The 13,509-nt window shown below is 60.2% G+C and carries 14 protein-coding genes and 1 pseudogene; 1 reads left to right on the plus strand and 14 read right to left on the minus strand.

The features are described from left to right. Positions 1–8 precede the first annotated feature (8 nt). The 12 genes from ACOTZP_RS11615 to ACOTZP_RS11670 all read right to left on the minus strand — a co-directional run bounded on the left by ACOTZP_RS11615 (position 9) and on the right by ACOTZP_RS11670 (position 9,571). Positions 9–779 carry an aspartate dehydrogenase gene (locus ACOTZP_RS11615; RefSeq protein WP_032626138.1) on the minus strand — a complete coding sequence of 257 codons (771 nt, stop codon included), beginning with the start codon at positions 777–779 and terminating at the stop codon, positions 9–11. Positions 780–788: 9 nt separating this feature from the next. Beyond that, on the minus strand, positions 789–1,583 hold the full coding sequence (locus ACOTZP_RS11620) for an SDR family oxidoreductase (RefSeq protein ID WP_063148693.1): 795 nt from the start codon (positions 1,581–1,583) through the stop codon (positions 789–791). Further along, positions 1,567–2,337, minus strand: a complete 771-nt coding sequence (locus ACOTZP_RS11625; RefSeq protein ID WP_271075156.1) for an alpha/beta fold hydrolase — start codon at positions 2,335–2,337, stop codon at positions 1,567–1,569. The genes ACOTZP_RS11620 and ACOTZP_RS11625 overlap by 17 nt, the downstream gene beginning before the upstream one ends. A 10-nt stretch (positions 2,338–2,347) precedes the next feature. Next, a complete protein-coding gene (locus tag ACOTZP_RS11630) occupies positions 2,348–2,878 on the minus strand; it encodes a cupin domain-containing protein (RefSeq protein ID WP_022649339.1) in 531 nt (176 codons plus the stop codon). A 10-nt stretch (positions 2,879–2,888) separates the two neighbouring features. Further along, entirely contained in the window at positions 2,889–4,145 is a 1,257-nt protein-coding gene (locus ACOTZP_RS11635) for an MFS transporter (RefSeq protein WP_022649340.1), read from the minus strand. Between the two features lie 25 nt (positions 4,146–4,170). Further along, on the minus strand, positions 4,171–5,358 hold the full coding sequence (locus ACOTZP_RS11640; protein WP_271075153.1) for an NAD(P)/FAD-dependent oxidoreductase: 1,188 nt from the start codon (positions 5,356–5,358) through the stop codon (positions 4,171–4,173). Next, complete coding sequence (locus ACOTZP_RS11645; RefSeq protein WP_271075152.1) at positions 5,355–6,281, minus strand: VOC family protein; 927 nt, start codon at positions 6,279–6,281, stop codon at positions 5,355–5,357. The genes ACOTZP_RS11640 and ACOTZP_RS11645 overlap by 4 nt, the downstream gene beginning before the upstream one ends. Before the next feature lie 78 nt (positions 6,282–6,359). Then, a complete protein-coding gene (locus ACOTZP_RS11650) occupies positions 6,360–7,148 on the minus strand; it encodes an IclR family transcriptional regulator (RefSeq protein ID WP_421633720.1) in 789 nt (262 codons plus the stop codon). Positions 7,149–7,160: 12 nt separating this feature from the next. After that, positions 7,161–7,910: an SDR family oxidoreductase gene (locus tag ACOTZP_RS11655; protein ID WP_063201552.1), complete on the minus strand. Its 750-nt coding sequence runs from the start codon at positions 7,908–7,910 to the stop codon at positions 7,161–7,163. Further along, positions 7,910–8,932 carry an aromatic ring-hydroxylating oxygenase subunit alpha gene (locus ACOTZP_RS11660; RefSeq protein WP_163347702.1) on the minus strand — a complete coding sequence of 341 codons (1,023 nt, stop codon included), beginning with the start codon at positions 8,930–8,932 and terminating at the stop codon, positions 7,910–7,912. Before ACOTZP_RS11660 ends, ACOTZP_RS11655 begins: the two co-directional genes overlap by 1 nt. 10 nt (positions 8,933–8,942) lie before the next feature. Further along, on the minus strand, positions 8,943–9,251 hold the full coding sequence (locus tag ACOTZP_RS11665) for a recombinase-like helix-turn-helix domain-containing protein (protein ID WP_032626155.1): 309 nt from the start codon (positions 9,249–9,251) through the stop codon (positions 8,943–8,945). Then, a complete protein-coding gene (locus tag ACOTZP_RS11670) occupies positions 9,248–9,571 on the minus strand; it encodes a non-heme iron oxygenase ferredoxin subunit (protein WP_271075151.1) in 324 nt (107 codons plus the stop codon). The genes ACOTZP_RS11665 and ACOTZP_RS11670 overlap by 4 nt, the downstream gene beginning before the upstream one ends. A gap of 415 nt (positions 9,572–9,986) precedes the next feature. Between ACOTZP_RS11670 and ACOTZP_RS11675 the strand changes: the two are divergent. Further along, positions 9,987–10,319, plus strand: a pseudogene (locus ACOTZP_RS11675) (MFS transporter); the annotation flags it as partial. Between the two features lie 76 nt (positions 10,320–10,395). Here ACOTZP_RS11675 and speB read toward each other — a convergent pair. After that, positions 10,396–11,316 carry an agmatinase gene (speB, locus tag ACOTZP_RS11680; RefSeq protein WP_017382921.1) on the minus strand — a complete coding sequence of 307 codons (921 nt, stop codon included), beginning with the start codon at positions 11,314–11,316 and terminating at the stop codon, positions 10,396–10,398. Positions 11,317–11,530: 214 nt separating this feature from the next. After that, positions 11,531–13,507, minus strand: coding sequence for a biosynthetic arginine decarboxylase (gene speA, locus ACOTZP_RS11685; protein ID WP_022649348.1), 1,977 nt, complete (start codon positions 13,505–13,507; stop codon positions 11,531–11,533). Between the last annotated feature and the right edge of the window lie 2 nt (positions 13,508–13,509).

Here is a 13,509-nt window from a genome sequence, read left to right on the forward strand (position 1 = left end):
GTCACTCCTCAGCTCAGGGCCAGCTCGCGGCAGGCGCGCACCGCGCTCAGTGCCGCCAGGGTGGAGGTTTTAGGGTTAGACGCCAGCGGCAGCCCGCTCAGCTCCAGATGGAATTCGCCAAACAGCCCTTCGACGTGCAGCGTGTGGGTGTTACGTTTCGTTGCCGGGTCAACCATCAGCTGCACGCGGGTGTCATCCATCCCGACGCCGCCGAGCGCCACGGTCGCCGCTACGTTGGCGTTCGCCGGGAACAGCCGCGCCGCCTCGCGAGCGCTGCCTTCAAAAAAGACCTCTGCCTCTGACACCGCATTCAGATCGATAAGCTGCTCGGCATAGCTGCCGCGCCAGCTGGCCGGGCTTTTGCGCGACTGATAGGTGACGCGCTCAAGCCCACCCTCTTTCGCTGCCGCCAGCCCGTCGATACCGGCCACTGCACCGGAAAGCAGAGTCAGTTTTCCGCCCGCGGCGAGCAGACGCTGCTCCAGCGCGCTGTCCGCCAGCGCGCCGGTGGAAATGACGGCCAGATGCCAGCCGCGACGCAGGATCTCTTCCCCGTACTGGGCCACCGCCTGCTGGCTGGCGCATTCCAGCACCAGATCCGGCGTTTGCGCGCACGCCATTGGCGACGTCAGCGCCTCGACCGCATCGCCAAACTGGTCGTGAATGGCGGCATGGTGAGACGCGCGCGCCACGATCCAGCCGATAGCCACACCGGCGGGCAGGCGCTCAATCACCGCCTGCGCCATGGCACCAAAACCAATCAACATTACCTTTTTCATGATGCGTCCTTACAGATGGCGACAGAAGCCGCCGGAAACGTCCAGCGCGGCGCCGGTGGTAAACGAGGCCAGCGGCGAGGCGAGGAACAGCAGCGCCTGCGCGGGCTCCTGCGGCTTGCCGAGGCGCGCCATTGGAATGCCGCGCTTGCGCGCGATATCCGCCGTCCACTCCGGCCAGCTCTGGCTTTTGTCCGCCCGGTTTTCAAAGCGGCGCTGCCACTGGCCGGACTCCACCATGCCGAGCAAAATGGAATTGACGCGAATGCCTTTACCCACCAGCTCTTTCGAGAGCGTCAGCGTCATGTTCAGCAGCGCGGCACGAGCAGCGGAGGTAGCGATCATGTGCTCCTCCGGCTGTAGCGCCAGCAGGGAGTTGACGCAGGTAACAGAGGCAATGTCTGACTGCTCCAGCAGCGGCTGAAACGCCTGCACCGGATTGATGACGCCAAACAGCTTCAGCTCTGCCTCGTGCAGCCACGCCTCGCGCGGGGTGTCATGGAAGTGCGCCACGTAGCCCTGCCCGGCGTTGTTGATCAGCAGATCAGCCGCGCCAAAGCGCGCCTGCACCGCATCCGCAAAGGCCTGAACCTCGTCGGCGTTCAGCACGTCGCAGCGGTAAGAAAAAATCTCCCCGTGGGGGAATTCGTTTTGCAGCGTCGCATGGGCGCTGGCGAGCCGATCCGGGTCCCGGCCGCAGAAGGCGACTTTCGCCCCTTCACCCAGCAGCAGGCGCAGCGTTTCAAAGCCAATGCCAGAAGAACCGCCGGTGACTACCGCTACGCGCCCGTCAATTTGTGCATTCATCGCGCACCTCTGCGTTAATGCGTAAAAGCTGTTGGTTGAAAAACACGTCGTTATCGAGATAGCTGGCGTGCCCGGCCTGCGGAACTGCGGTAAACGGCATGCCGTAGCGCAGCGCCAGCCCCTGCACCAGTTCGGGCTGCGTTATCGCGTCCTGCTCGCCGCACCAGACTTCAAACGTGCCGGAGTATCGTTTAAGCCAGCCGTGAATGTCGTCATGCGCCAGCATCCACGCGGCGGCAAGGTAGCCTTCCGGGCGCAGCGTGCGCATGCCCGCCGCGACGGTGGCGATATCTTCCGCGCGCGCGCCGGGGCGCAGCAGCTTCGCGGCGCGGGTCTGGGCGAGGATTTCGCCGCCCAACGCCATCTGCTGCTCGCGGTTGCGCCAGACCTGCTCCCGCTGCTCCGGCGCGGCATTGCCGTAGCCCTGCGCAGCGTCGGCCAGTACAAGATGAATGACGCGATCCGGGAACTTCGCCGCAAAGGCACTTGCGACCAGTGCCCCCAGGGAATGGCCAACCAGCACTGCCTGCCAGACACCGGCGCGATCCAGCATCGCCGCCAGCACGTCGGCGTAATCCCCCGCGTTTGCCCGCGCGACGGCCAGCATCGGGCTTTCGCCATAACCGGGCATGTCCCACGCCAGCACGCGAAAACCGTTCAGCGCCATCTGCTTGTGCCAGGACGCAGCGCCAGAGCTGATCCCGTGTAGCAGCATCAGCGGAATGCCGCTTCCCTGTTCACGAAAACCCGTCATCATGCCCCCCTTAGTTCCGCTTCACTTTCGAGAGCGGATGGTCGGACGGATAGGTCGGGATTTCCGGCTTGTTGGTCCCCAGCATGACGCACATCAGCGCCTCCTCTTCCCCGTGGTTAAACAGGCCGCGATAGATGCCCGGCGGGACGGAGATCAGGTCACGCTCGCGCAGCACCGTTTCGGTGTAGTTGTCGCCATCCTGGATCATCAGCGTGATTTGCCCCTTGAGCATGAAGAACACCTCTTCCACGTCGTCGTGCAGGTGCAGCGGCCCTTCGCACTTCGACGGCAGTACCATGGTCGAGAAGGTAAAATGGTCCGCCTGCACGGTGTTGGTGTCGTTCGCTACGCCGGTTGCGCCGGTGCCGATGTAGCGCATCTGCGCCCGGCGGTATTTTGGGTCAAAATCGGCCTGGAACTTCAGCGCGTTCCAGTCGTATTTACGGCCTTCGAAGCGCGCGATGCGCGACTCGACCCACTCCTCCATCGTCAGATGGTCAGGTTTGATGCCCGTTTTGTGGGTTACGGTTGAATCAGTCATGACACTCTCCTCAGTAACGTCTCAGCAGCGGCAGTAACAGGACGCAGCCCACCGCCGCCATCACCGCCAGAAAAATCAGCCCGGAATCCATGCTGTGGGTGAAGGCGATAAGCGCGCCCATCACCGCCGGCGACAGCGCGCCTGCAAAGTTTCCCAGCCCGTTGAAAATGCCGCCCGCCGTGGCGCTCACCCGGGGATGGGTGGCCTTCGCCAGCAGGGCGAAAATGTTGGGCGCTCCGGTGCCCCACATAAAGGTGCTGAAGCTCATCGCCGCGATGACGGCGAGCGGGGTATCGAGGTGCATCACCGCCGCCAGCCCCACCGCCGCCCCCGCCATCGAGATAAAGCAGGCCGCCGCGCGCTTATCGACCCTGTCCGAGAGCCACGCGCCAATCACTTCCCCCGCCAGCATGGCGATGAACGGCATCGACGACAGCCAGCCTGCATGCTCAAGGTGAATGCCTTTGCCTTTGATCAGGTAGCCCGGCAGCCAGCCGTTGATGCCCCACAGGTAGGTCAGGAACGCGATGTTAAAGATGCAGATGATCCAGAAATGCGGGCTGACGAACAGCTCGCGCCGCGCCGCGCGCCGCTCGTCCTGAGACGCCTGCGAAGTGCCGGGTTTAGCCTCCAGACGGATCCCGCGCAGGCCGATGCGTACAAAGATAAGCACCGGCACGGTAAGCATGGCCATGACAAAGAAGGTGCTCTGCCAGCCGAAGGTGTTCAGCAGCCAGAGGGAGAGCGGGAAGCCAATTGCCGCCCCTACCGGTGTGCCCAGCAGCCAGAGCATGGTGGCGCGCGCCTGTAAATGCTGCGGGAAGTTGTGGCGCACGATGGCGAAAGCCAGCGGGAACAGCGGCCCTTCCGCCACGCCCAGCAGGATGCGCAGGACGATCATCAGCGTGTAGTTATGGGTAAAGCCCATCGCCACCATCAGCACGCACCACACAGCCATCATCCCGGTGAGCAGGCGCAGCGGCGCGATTTTGTCGCCTAAACCGCTCAAAAATACCGACGAAAAGCCGTAGCTCAGCAGGAAGGCGCTCATCAATATGCCGAGGCGCGTGGTGTCGAAATCAATGCCCATCGCCTGCTGGAAATGGGTATCCGAAAAGAGCGCCGCGATGCTGATTTTGTCGAAAAACGCCAGCAGCACGCAGGCCAACAGCGACAGCGGGATGGCCCAGCGCACCGCTTTTTCGGGCGTGCGGGTCCCCTCACCGCTCGCCTCAACCGGCGCGGTGTTCGTCTCTAGTGTGGTCATCTCTCCCCCTACGGGTGCGGGTTAGCTATCGCAGTGACATCAGTGAAAATGTCGGGTCGGCAAGCGGTACGTTCGACAGATCCCGCCCCGCCGCCATCCAGCGCTTCGCCAGCTTGACGGTGCGCGCATCGTTGAACGCCACCAGCTGCGTCAGCCGCCCGTTTTCATCCAGCGAGAAGAACAGCGCATCTTCACGCACTATCGTTTTACTCTCCGGCTGCGGAATACCGAGGATCTGAATATTGTGCTGATATTGATCCGACCACAGCCACGGCGCGTCGTCATAACCTGGCGCATCGCGGTTGAGCATCGCTTTCGCCGTCGCCACCGCCTGATTCTGGGCGAAGGCCCAGGACTGGATGCACAGGCCGTAGTGATGGTGCTGGGCCACATCGCCTGCGGCAAAGATGAATGGATCCGAGGTGCGTCCCTGGGCATCCACCACGATCCCGCGCCCGGTTTTCAGCCCCGCATCAAGCGCCAGCTCCAGATTGAGATCGACGCCGATCCCGACCACGACCGCATCAAAGGTTTCACGGTTGCCGTCGCAGTGGATGACCGGCAGGCCATTATCGTCCTCCAGCTCCAGCGCGCCGCAGCCGGTACGGATCTCCACCCCCTGCTCGCGGTGGATGGCCTCCAGGCGCTGGGACACCTCGCTGCTCACCGAGCGCATGCACACCGCAGGCTGCTGCTCGAACAGGGTGACCGCCACGCCGCTTTTCCGCGCGGAAGCGGCAATCTCAAGGCCAATCCAGCCGCCGCCGATAATCGCCAGTTTGTGACTTTCCGACAGGCGACTTTTCAGGCGCTGCGCGTCCTGCCAGTGGCGCAGGGTGTAGACCTGCGGATGGCTGGCCCACGCCTGCGAAGGCAGGCGCGCCCGACCGCCGGTAGCGATTAAAAGGATGTTGTAACTAAGACATTCGCCGTTGCTTAAACGCACGATTTTCTCTTCACGATCGACTGATTCAGCACGCAGCGGGCGGTACCAGATCAGGTTCAGCGTCTGCTGCGCTTCTTCGCTAAACAGCCGCGGAAGCGCGGAGTCCGGCTCCAGCAGAGACGCTTTTGACAGCGGCGGCCGCTCGTAGAAATCCCATTCCTCTTCCGCCACCACGCAAATCTCGCCGTCGAAGCCCTCGTCACGCAGGGTTTTCGCCGCCCAGCCGCCCGCCTGGCCGCCGCCGATAATGACAATGCGCGATGTCATACCGCCTCCGGCTTTTTCTGCTGACGGCGCGTGTCGTGGTCAATCCCGCCCTCCACCGCCCATTCGGTAAAGGAGACCAGGGAGTGCTCCAGCTCGCGCGGCTGCCAGTTTTCGGTCAGGTAGTCGTCGTTGGTGTAATACTCAAACGCGCCGCCGGTCGGGCTGTTGACGTACCAGAAGTACGCCGACGACACCGGATGACGGCCCGGCCCGATAAAGGTGCTCCAGTTATGTTTATTCATCGCGATACCGCCGCCGATCACCTCGTGGATGTCGCGCACGGTGAAGGCCACGTGGTTAAGGCCGCGCTTGCGGTTCGGCAGTTGCAGCAGGAACAGGTTGTGATGGCCGCCACGCGCCCCGCAGCGCAGGAACACGGCGCGGTTGATATAGCGATCCGAGACCTGGAAGCCGAGCACCTCGCGGTAGAATTTCTCTACTGCCGCCAGCTCTTCCACGAAGAACACCACATGCCCCACGTTGATCGGCTGGGCGCGATCGTAAACCGGGCTGGGTGTGTCGATACGGCGGGCGTCGCCCCACTGGTTTATTGGCTCGACGTTAAGCTCCACGTCGGTCTGCTGGGTCACCTGCACGCGCAGCGTCATGCCGTTCGGATCCAGGCATTCCAGCGCGTCGCCCACTTCACGAAAACCTGGCTGTTGCGCCAGCTTCGGGCGCAGCGCATCCAGCTCAGACTGGCTGGCAACCGCCCAGGTCATGCGGCGCAGGGTGTTGCCCGCTTCAAACGCGGGCGGCAGGTCGGGGCTGTCGATCGGGTTAAGCTCCACGCGCGCGCCGCTCAGGGTGGTGAAACGCTGGCCGCTGGCATCGCCCGTCAGGCCAAAATCACGCATAAATTTGGCGCAGTGCGTCAGGTCTTCCACACCAAATTCCAGCTTTTCAATTCCGGTTATACTCATCGTTCGTTGCCTCATCTGGCCCAGATTGGGCGTAAAACATGCCCGACGCAGTCAAGCGCCTGACGTTAACTCACTGATTTAACTGGCCTGTGACAGATACCCTAAGAAGCCAGAAATTTTATCCGCCGCAAGGCGAACCTCGTTTTGCAGGCGCTCGCGGTCGCTCAGTGGGATCTCCTCCGACGGCACCAGAATGCTGACCACCGCCGCCACGCGGCCGCTTCGGTCATACACCGGGTAGACGATGGAAGAGATGCCGTGGCGGAAGAAGGATTCGCCGATGACATACCCGCGGGCTTTGTCCTGCTGCACCATCTGCCACAGGGCTTCGCGGTCGTGAAGCTGCCCCGGCGTGTTGCCCGGCAGGCGCTCATGCGGGAACAGCTGTTCGAAATCAGCGCAGGAAATATCGGTCAACAGCATGCGGCCCAGCGAGGTGCAGTGCACCGGCAGACGGGTACCAATGCTGACCTGGTTGATACGCGACCCGGCGGCGCTGACGCGGGCGATATAGATAATGTCGCGCCCGTCGCGGATCGCCAGATGGCTGCTGCACTGGCTCACGTCGCGCAATTGCTCGATCACCGGCTGGCCGACCTGCGCCACGTCCAGCGAGGCGATGTACTCAAAGCCAAGACGCAGCACGTTCATGCCCAGCGAAAAGGTATTGGTGCGCGTGTTGCGCTCCAGAAATCCCATGTACTCCAGCGTCTGTACCACGCGATAGGCGGTGGCCTTCGGCATATCCACCAGCCGATGCAGTTCGGCAAAGGTCAGATCGCGATGCTGCTCGCCAAAGGCCAACAGCAGCTGTAAACCGCGCTCCAGCCCCGGCACCAGATACTTCACTTCCTGATCGTTTGCCATCATCGCCCTACCTTAGTTAAAGACAAAACCGCCGTTGACCGGGATCAGCTGTCCGGTGATGAACCGCGACAGATCGCTTAACAGCCAGACCACGCTGCCGGTGACGTCTTCCGGCTGCTGCGCGCCCGTTAACGCGCGGCCGTTTTCGTAGAGCTGATGCCGTTCGGCGGGGACATATTCCGTCGCCTCGACGCGGGTTAGCCCCGGCGCGATGGCGTTAATGCGTATACGCTTTTCACCCAGTTCGCGCGCCATTGACCGGGTCATGGCAATCACGGCGCCCTTGCTGGCGACGTAGGCCATCAGGCGCGGAGCGCCCCACAGTGCGGTGTCGGACGCGACGTTCACGATGCCCGCCCCCTCGCGTAGCAGCGGTACGGCGGCGCGCGTTACCAGCCAGGTGCCTTTGACGTTGACGCTCATCACCCGATCCCAGAGATCCGGATCGTAATCGAGCATATTTTTGCCGCCGACGCCCGTCGCCATCGCCGCGTTGTTCACCAGGCCGTCAATCAGCCCCTGCTCGCCAATCGCGCTGAACACCTGCTCAATGGACTGCGGATCGGCCAGATCGATAACGTGCGATTCGATCGCATATCCCTGCTCACGCAGCCGGTGGGCGCTCTCGGCCAGTTCGCCTTTGAGGATGTCGCACATCACCACCGCCGCGCCCTGCTCCGCGCAGGCCTGGGAAAAGTGGTAGCCCAGCCCGCGCGCTGCGCCGGTTATGACGATGCGCTTGCCGCTCAGCAGCCCGTTCATCAGGCGGCCCCCTGCTGTGCTTCACGTATCGCCAGCTGCTCTTTAGCGGCCTTTTGCATCATGCGACGCAGGCGCGAGAGGCCAACGTCGTGCTGATACAGGTATTCATGATCGCGGGCGTTTGGCGCCAGGCTCTCCAGCACCACGCGGTCCTGCTCCAGCACTTCCCAGTGCAGTTTTTCCAGCCGGTTGCGGTACATGAAGCGCCACATATCGCGCTGCCAGCCCTGCACGCGGCGGATGCGCCAGAAGAAGACGCGGCAGTTGTCGTTATCTTCCGGCACCACCATGCCGACGATAAAGAAGTGGCCGCCCGGCCCGAAACGCTTCTTGTACGGAATGGAGAGACGCATCCAGCAGGTGCCGCTGTTGCCCAGCTCCACCCAGTCGAAGTTGACGCCGCTCTGCCCTTTCTTCTCAAAGATAAAGCCGGTTTTGGTCGGCTGGAGCACCATGTCGGCCTTGCGATCCCCTTCCGCCATCGAGTGCGAGGAGGAGTGCAGATAGGTGCCGTGCATCGGGTCCATCACGTTTTCCAGCGCGTACTGGTAATTGCATTTCCACGCGGCGGTGCAGAGGAAGTTGCTGAAGTTTTCCGTGTCGGCGAGTTCATCCGGGAAGGTCAGTTCGTCCGGCTGCTGATCCGCGGTGACGCCAAACCAGAGGAAGATGGCGCCGTGCGCCTCCTGCACGTTATAGCTGCGCACGCACTGCTGGCCGACCAGCGGACATTTATCCACAGCGGGCACGTCTTTCACCTCGCCGTTGCCCGCCACCTCTACGCCGTGATACCAGCAGGCGATGCGGTCGCCGAGGTTCCAGCCCATCGACAGGCGCGCGCCGCGGTGCGGACAGCGGTCCTCCAGCGCCTGCACCTGGCCGTCTTTGTTGCGCCAGACCACAATCTGCTCGCCCAGGCGGGTGATGCCCACAGGAGCAGACTGCACTTCCCAGCTCGCCAGCACCGGATACCAGAGGCCGCGCAGGCCTTTATCCAGATAGTGTTGTACGGTCGTCGTCATCGCGTTGCCCTCAGTAGCCGTTAACCTGTAAGAATGCCTGGAAGCTGGCGTCGCTCCACGGCTCGCCCTGCTGGTCGTGCATGCGCACCGCGTTCAGCCCGTTTACCAGCTCCGGCAGGGTTTCAACGCCCTGCTCGAAGAGATCTTCCAGCGTCGCAATCAGCTTCACCTCCCAGCTTTCCGGCTCGCGGCTGCGGGTCTGCCAGATCAGGTTCTGGTACTCGCCCGGCTTGTGAATGGCGCCATTACCGCCCTCTGCCGGCGGGGTAAACTGGCGGCTTTCCGGCAGCGCCGGGTTGTAGTTCAGCGTGTCGCTCATGCCACGGTCTCCTCAACAAAGGTAATCTGAATCTGGTTTTCAAAGACCCGAACCGGGTAACCATTGAGGTTGCGTCCTCCGGGGCCGTGCAGACACTGGCCGGTTTTGACGTCGAACACCGCCTCGTGCAGCGGGCATTCCACCTTGCCGTCTTCTACGAAGCCCTGACTCAGCAGGGCATAGGCGTGGGGGCATACGTCTTCCAGCGCGTAATATTCACCGTCGATCAGGTAAACGCCGATCTCTTTCCCGTCGACGTTGCCGCTAAAAGGGAAATCTTCCTGTACTTGTTCTGCGTCACATACGCCTATCCAGCTCATCACGATCCTCCAGGCTTTTGTTTCATATATGAAACTCTGTTTCTTATTTAATACGGTCAATATAAAAGCGATGAATGTTTCGTCAAGCGACAATGTGACGAATTTGTTAATCGATCAGCAATTAATTAACTAAGTGTGCAAGGGATCACGAAAAAATGCAGCGATATGAAATTTTCATTATTACAGCGTGAGAAATACGTTTTTTTAATGGTCTCTTATTTTGAATAAAAGATATTGACTTCCTTTCTTTTTACTCTTTAAAAATAAATTAACGTCACCTCTTTCGCGTTTCACCGGTGAAACTCATTTTTAATTTATCTTTAATAAACAATGAGTTTCACAGGTGAACCATTTTAGCTCCGTGACAATCACATTGATGAAAAATATAAGTTACAAAAAACGTAAGGCGGACATGATGACGGCAAGATGGCAAGGCACGATTGCGCTTTTATTACTCATTATTATTTCGTACGTCGATCGGGTAAATATCTCGGTAATGATTTTAAACCCGGAATTTGCCGAACATTTTCAGTAAAATGAAAACAGAATGTTACAGGGTCTACTCATGACCTGCTTTCTTCTGGGTTATGGTTTTTACGCTCAATTATTAACGTCGGTTATTGAAAGCAAACTTCATTATCGGCAGGGATTATTAAGCAGCATTGCGCTTTGGGCCGCGGTCTGCGCGGTTTCGCCTTTGTTAGGCTCGCTGACGGGAATGGTCATCGCCCGCGAAATAACCGGGGTTTGTCCACACCTTCACGCTGGCCTGGGGAATGTTGCTGCTGCGCATGCGGCGCGCAGCAGCAATCAGCGCGTAAGGCTTATTCGCCTTTTTTCGCTGCCTGGATGTAGAGCATTTCCAGCGCCAGGGTCGCCGCGGCCAGCGCGGTGATCTCGGACTGGTCATAGGCCGGAGCCACTTCCACCACGTCCATCCCGACAATGTTCAGATCCTTCAGGCCGCGCACCAGCTTGATGGCGCGGTCTGACGTCAGGCCGCCGATCACCGGCGTACCGGTACCCGGTGCGAATGCCGGATCCAGGCAGTCAATGTCGAAGGTCAGGTAGACAGGCATATCGCCGACGATCTGCTTAACCTGAGCCAGAATATCGTCCACGCCGCGATCGTTCACCTGGCCCGCGTCGAGTACGGTGAAGCCGTTGTCTTTGTCGAACTCGGTGCGGATGCCGATCTGCACGGAGTGGTTCGGATCGATCAGGCCTTCTTTCGGCGCGGTGTAGAACATGGTGCCGTGGTCGAATTCGCAGCCGTTCGCGTAGGTGTCGGTATGCGCGTCAAAGTGCACCAGCGCCATTTTACCGAAGTGCTTCGCGTGGGCGCGCAGCAGCGGCAGGGTCACGAAGTGGTCACCGCCGAAGGAGAGCATGCGTTTACCGGCCGCCAGCAGCTTCTCGGCGTGCGCCTGCAATTTTTCGCTCATTTCGCGCGCGTCACCGAAGGCGTACACCAGATCACCGCAGTCCACCACGTTCAGGCGCTCGCGCATGTCGAAGTTCCACGGGAAGCGGTTGTGCTCCCAGGCCAGGTTGGTGGAAACCTGACGGATTGCCGCCGGGCCATGACGTCCACCCGCACGACCGGACGTTGCCATGTCGAACGGTACGCCGGTGATCACCCAGTCAGCATCGCTGTCGTAAGGCTGGAAGTTCATCGGAAGGCGTAAAAAACCAAACGCGTTAGATACCAGAGAGTTATCGTACTGATGACCTAAAGTGCTCATGTCCTGACCTCTTATAAAGTCGATACATTAAAAACAGATGAAAAAAAATCCCCTCCGCGTCGTTAAACCCGACGAGGAAGGGATTGATTCGTAAATCGCATAGTGGGGCGAATTATCGCCGTTAATTCATACGGGTTCAAGTGAGTATAGGGCATCGTGCGGCCTTTGCCCCTCACCCTAACCCTCTCCCCAGAGGGGAGAGGGAATAAAAAGCTTATTCGTCTTCCAGGTAGGTGTAACCGTACAGACCCGCTTCAAACTCTTCCAGGAACTGCTGCTGCAAGGCATCGTCCAGACCGGTGTTTTTGACCTGATCGCGGAACTGGGTGAGCAGTTTTTTCGGATCCAGCTGAACGTATTCGAGCATATCCGCCACGGTGTCCCCTTCGTCGGACAGCTCAACCTCCACGCTGCCGTCAGGGAAGACAAACACGTCAACCGCTTCGGTATCACCGAACAGGTTGTGCATGTTGCCGAGGATCTCCTGATACGCACCCACCATAAAGAAGCCCAGCATTGGCGGGTTCTCCGGATCGTACTCCGGCATTGGCATGGTCGTTGCGATACCGTCACCGTCGACGTAGTGGTCAATCGCGCCGTCGGAGTCACAGGTAATGTCCAGCAGCACCGCGCGGCGTTCCGGCGCATGATTCAACCCTTCCAGCGGCAGAACCGGGAACAGCTGGTCGATCCCCCAGGCATCCGGCATCGACTGGAACAGGGAGAAGTTGACGTACATTTTGTCCGCCATACGTTCCTGCAACTCGTCGATAATCGGACGGTGTGCGCGGTTGCTCGGATCGAGCTGCTTCTGCACTTCATGGCACATATTCAGATAGAGCTGCTCCGCCCACGCGCGTTCCTGCAGGCTAAAGGTGCCTGAAGAATAACCGACGTGAATGTCGTGCAGATCCATCTGGCTGTCGTGCAGCCATTCGCGCAGAGAACGACGCGTGCCCGGCTCGTGCATCTCCTGCCAGGTTTCCCACATGCTTTGCAGGGAACGTGGAGCATCGTCTGCCGGAGGCGTGGCTTCAGTGATTTCGCTGCGCTCAACGCCGATGATGTTAGAGACCAGCACCGTATGGTGCGCAGTGACCGCGCGGCCGGATTCGGTGATCACCGTCGGGTGCGGCAGGCCGTGCTCTTCGCAGGCATCGCCAATCGCCCAGATAATGTTGTTGGCGTATTCGTTCAGGCCGTAGTTGACCGAGCAGTCAGACTGCGAGCGTGTCCCTTCGTAATCCACGCCCAGGCCACCGCCCACGTCAAAGCACTGAATATTTACGCCAAGCTTGTGCAGCTCAACGTAGAAACGTGCCGATTCACGCACGCCGGTGGCGATGTCGCGAATGTTGGCCATCTGCGAGCCAAGGTGGAAGTGCAGCAGCTGAATGCTGTCCAGACGACCGCGCTCACGCAGAATTTCCACCAGCTGAAGCACCTGGTTCGCCGCGAGGCCGAACTTGGATTTTTCACCGCCGGAAGACTGCCATTTACCGGAACCCTGCGACGCCAGTCGCGCACGCACACCAAGGCGTGGGATCACGTTCAGACGCTCGGCCTCTTCCAGCACGATCGCGATTTCGGTCATCTTCTCGATCACCAGATAGACCTTGTGGCCCATCTTCTCGCCAATCAGCGCCAGACGAATGTATTCGCGGTCTTTATAGCCGTTACAGACGATCACCGACCGGGTCATGCCCGCGTGCGCCAGAACCGCCATCAGCTCCGCTTTGGAGCCAGCTTCCAGGCCCAGCGGTTCGCCGGAGTGGATCAGGGACTCAATCACGCGACGGTGCTGGTTTACCTTGATCGGGTAAACAAGGAAATAGTCGCCGTTATAACCATACGATTCCCGCGCGCGTTTGAACGCGGCGTTAATAGAACGCAGGCGATGTTGCAGGATCTGCGGGAAGCAGAACAGTGCAGGCAAGCGCTGACCCTGGGCTTCACGGGCTTTCACCAGCTTAGCGAGATCCACGCGCGCTTCCGGGACGTCCGGATCCGGGCAGACACTGATGTGGCCCAGCTCGTTAACGTCGTAGTAGTTATTGCCCCACCAGGCAATATTGTAAGTGCGCAGCATCTTGCTGGCTTCCTGGGAGCTCATCGCAACCTCCTGCATAGAACGTAGTACACCCTGTTCGCCTGCTGACGAAGGCGAAAGCGAAGACATGTCGTCAGACATAG

Origin of the sequence: Enterobacter cloacae complex sp. SYL001 (assembly GCF_049237025.1) — a bacterium.
In the GTDB taxonomy this organism is placed as follows: Bacteria; Pseudomonadota; Gammaproteobacteria; order Enterobacterales; family Enterobacteriaceae; genus Enterobacter; species Enterobacter intestinihominis.

Coding starts and splice junctions, on each gene's coding strand:
- ACOTZP_RS11615 (WP_032626138.1), bottom strand. CDS start 779: ATGAAAAAGGTAATGTTGATTGGTTTTGGTGCCATGGCGCAGGCGGTG.
- ACOTZP_RS11620 (WP_063148693.1), bottom strand. CDS start 1,583: ATGAATGCACAAATTGACGGGCGCGTAGCGGTAGTCACCGGCGGTTCT.
- ACOTZP_RS11625 (WP_271075156.1), bottom strand. CDS start 2,337: ATGACGGGTTTTCGTGAACAGGGAAGCGGCATTCCGCTGATGCTGCTA.
- ACOTZP_RS11630 (WP_022649339.1), bottom strand. CDS start 2,878: ATGACTGATTCAACCGTAACCCACAAAACGGGCATCAAACCTGACCAT.
- ACOTZP_RS11635 (WP_022649340.1), bottom strand. CDS start 4,145: ATGACCACACTAGAGACGAACACCGCGCCGGTTGAGGCGAGCGGTGAG.
- ACOTZP_RS11640 (WP_271075153.1), bottom strand. CDS start 5,358: ATGACATCGCGCATTGTCATTATCGGCGGCGGCCAGGCGGGCGGCTGG.
- ACOTZP_RS11645 (WP_271075152.1), bottom strand. CDS start 6,281: ATGAGTATAACCGGAATTGAAAAGCTGGAATTTGGTGTGGAAGACCTG.
- ACOTZP_RS11650 (WP_421633720.1), bottom strand. CDS start 7,148: ATGGCAAACGATCAGGAAGTGAAGTATCTGGTGCCGGGGCTGGAGCGC.
- ACOTZP_RS11655 (WP_063201552.1), bottom strand. CDS start 7,910: ATGAACGGGCTGCTGAGCGGCAAGCGCATCGTCATAACCGGCGCAGCG.
- ACOTZP_RS11660 (WP_163347702.1), bottom strand. CDS start 8,932: ATGACGACGACCGTACAACACTATCTGGATAAAGGCCTGCGCGGCCTC.
- ACOTZP_RS11665 (WP_032626155.1), bottom strand. CDS start 9,251: ATGAGCGACACGCTGAACTACAACCCGGCGCTGCCGGAAAGCCGCCAG.
- ACOTZP_RS11670 (WP_271075151.1), bottom strand. CDS start 9,571: ATGAGCTGGATAGGCGTATGTGACGCAGAACAAGTACAGGAAGATTTC.
- speB (WP_017382921.1), bottom strand. CDS start 11,316: ATGAGCACTTTAGGTCATCAGTACGATAACTCTCTGGTATCTAACGCG.
- speA (WP_022649348.1), bottom strand. CDS start 13,507: ATGTCTGACGACATGTCTTCGCTTTCGCCTTCGTCAGCAGGCGAACAG.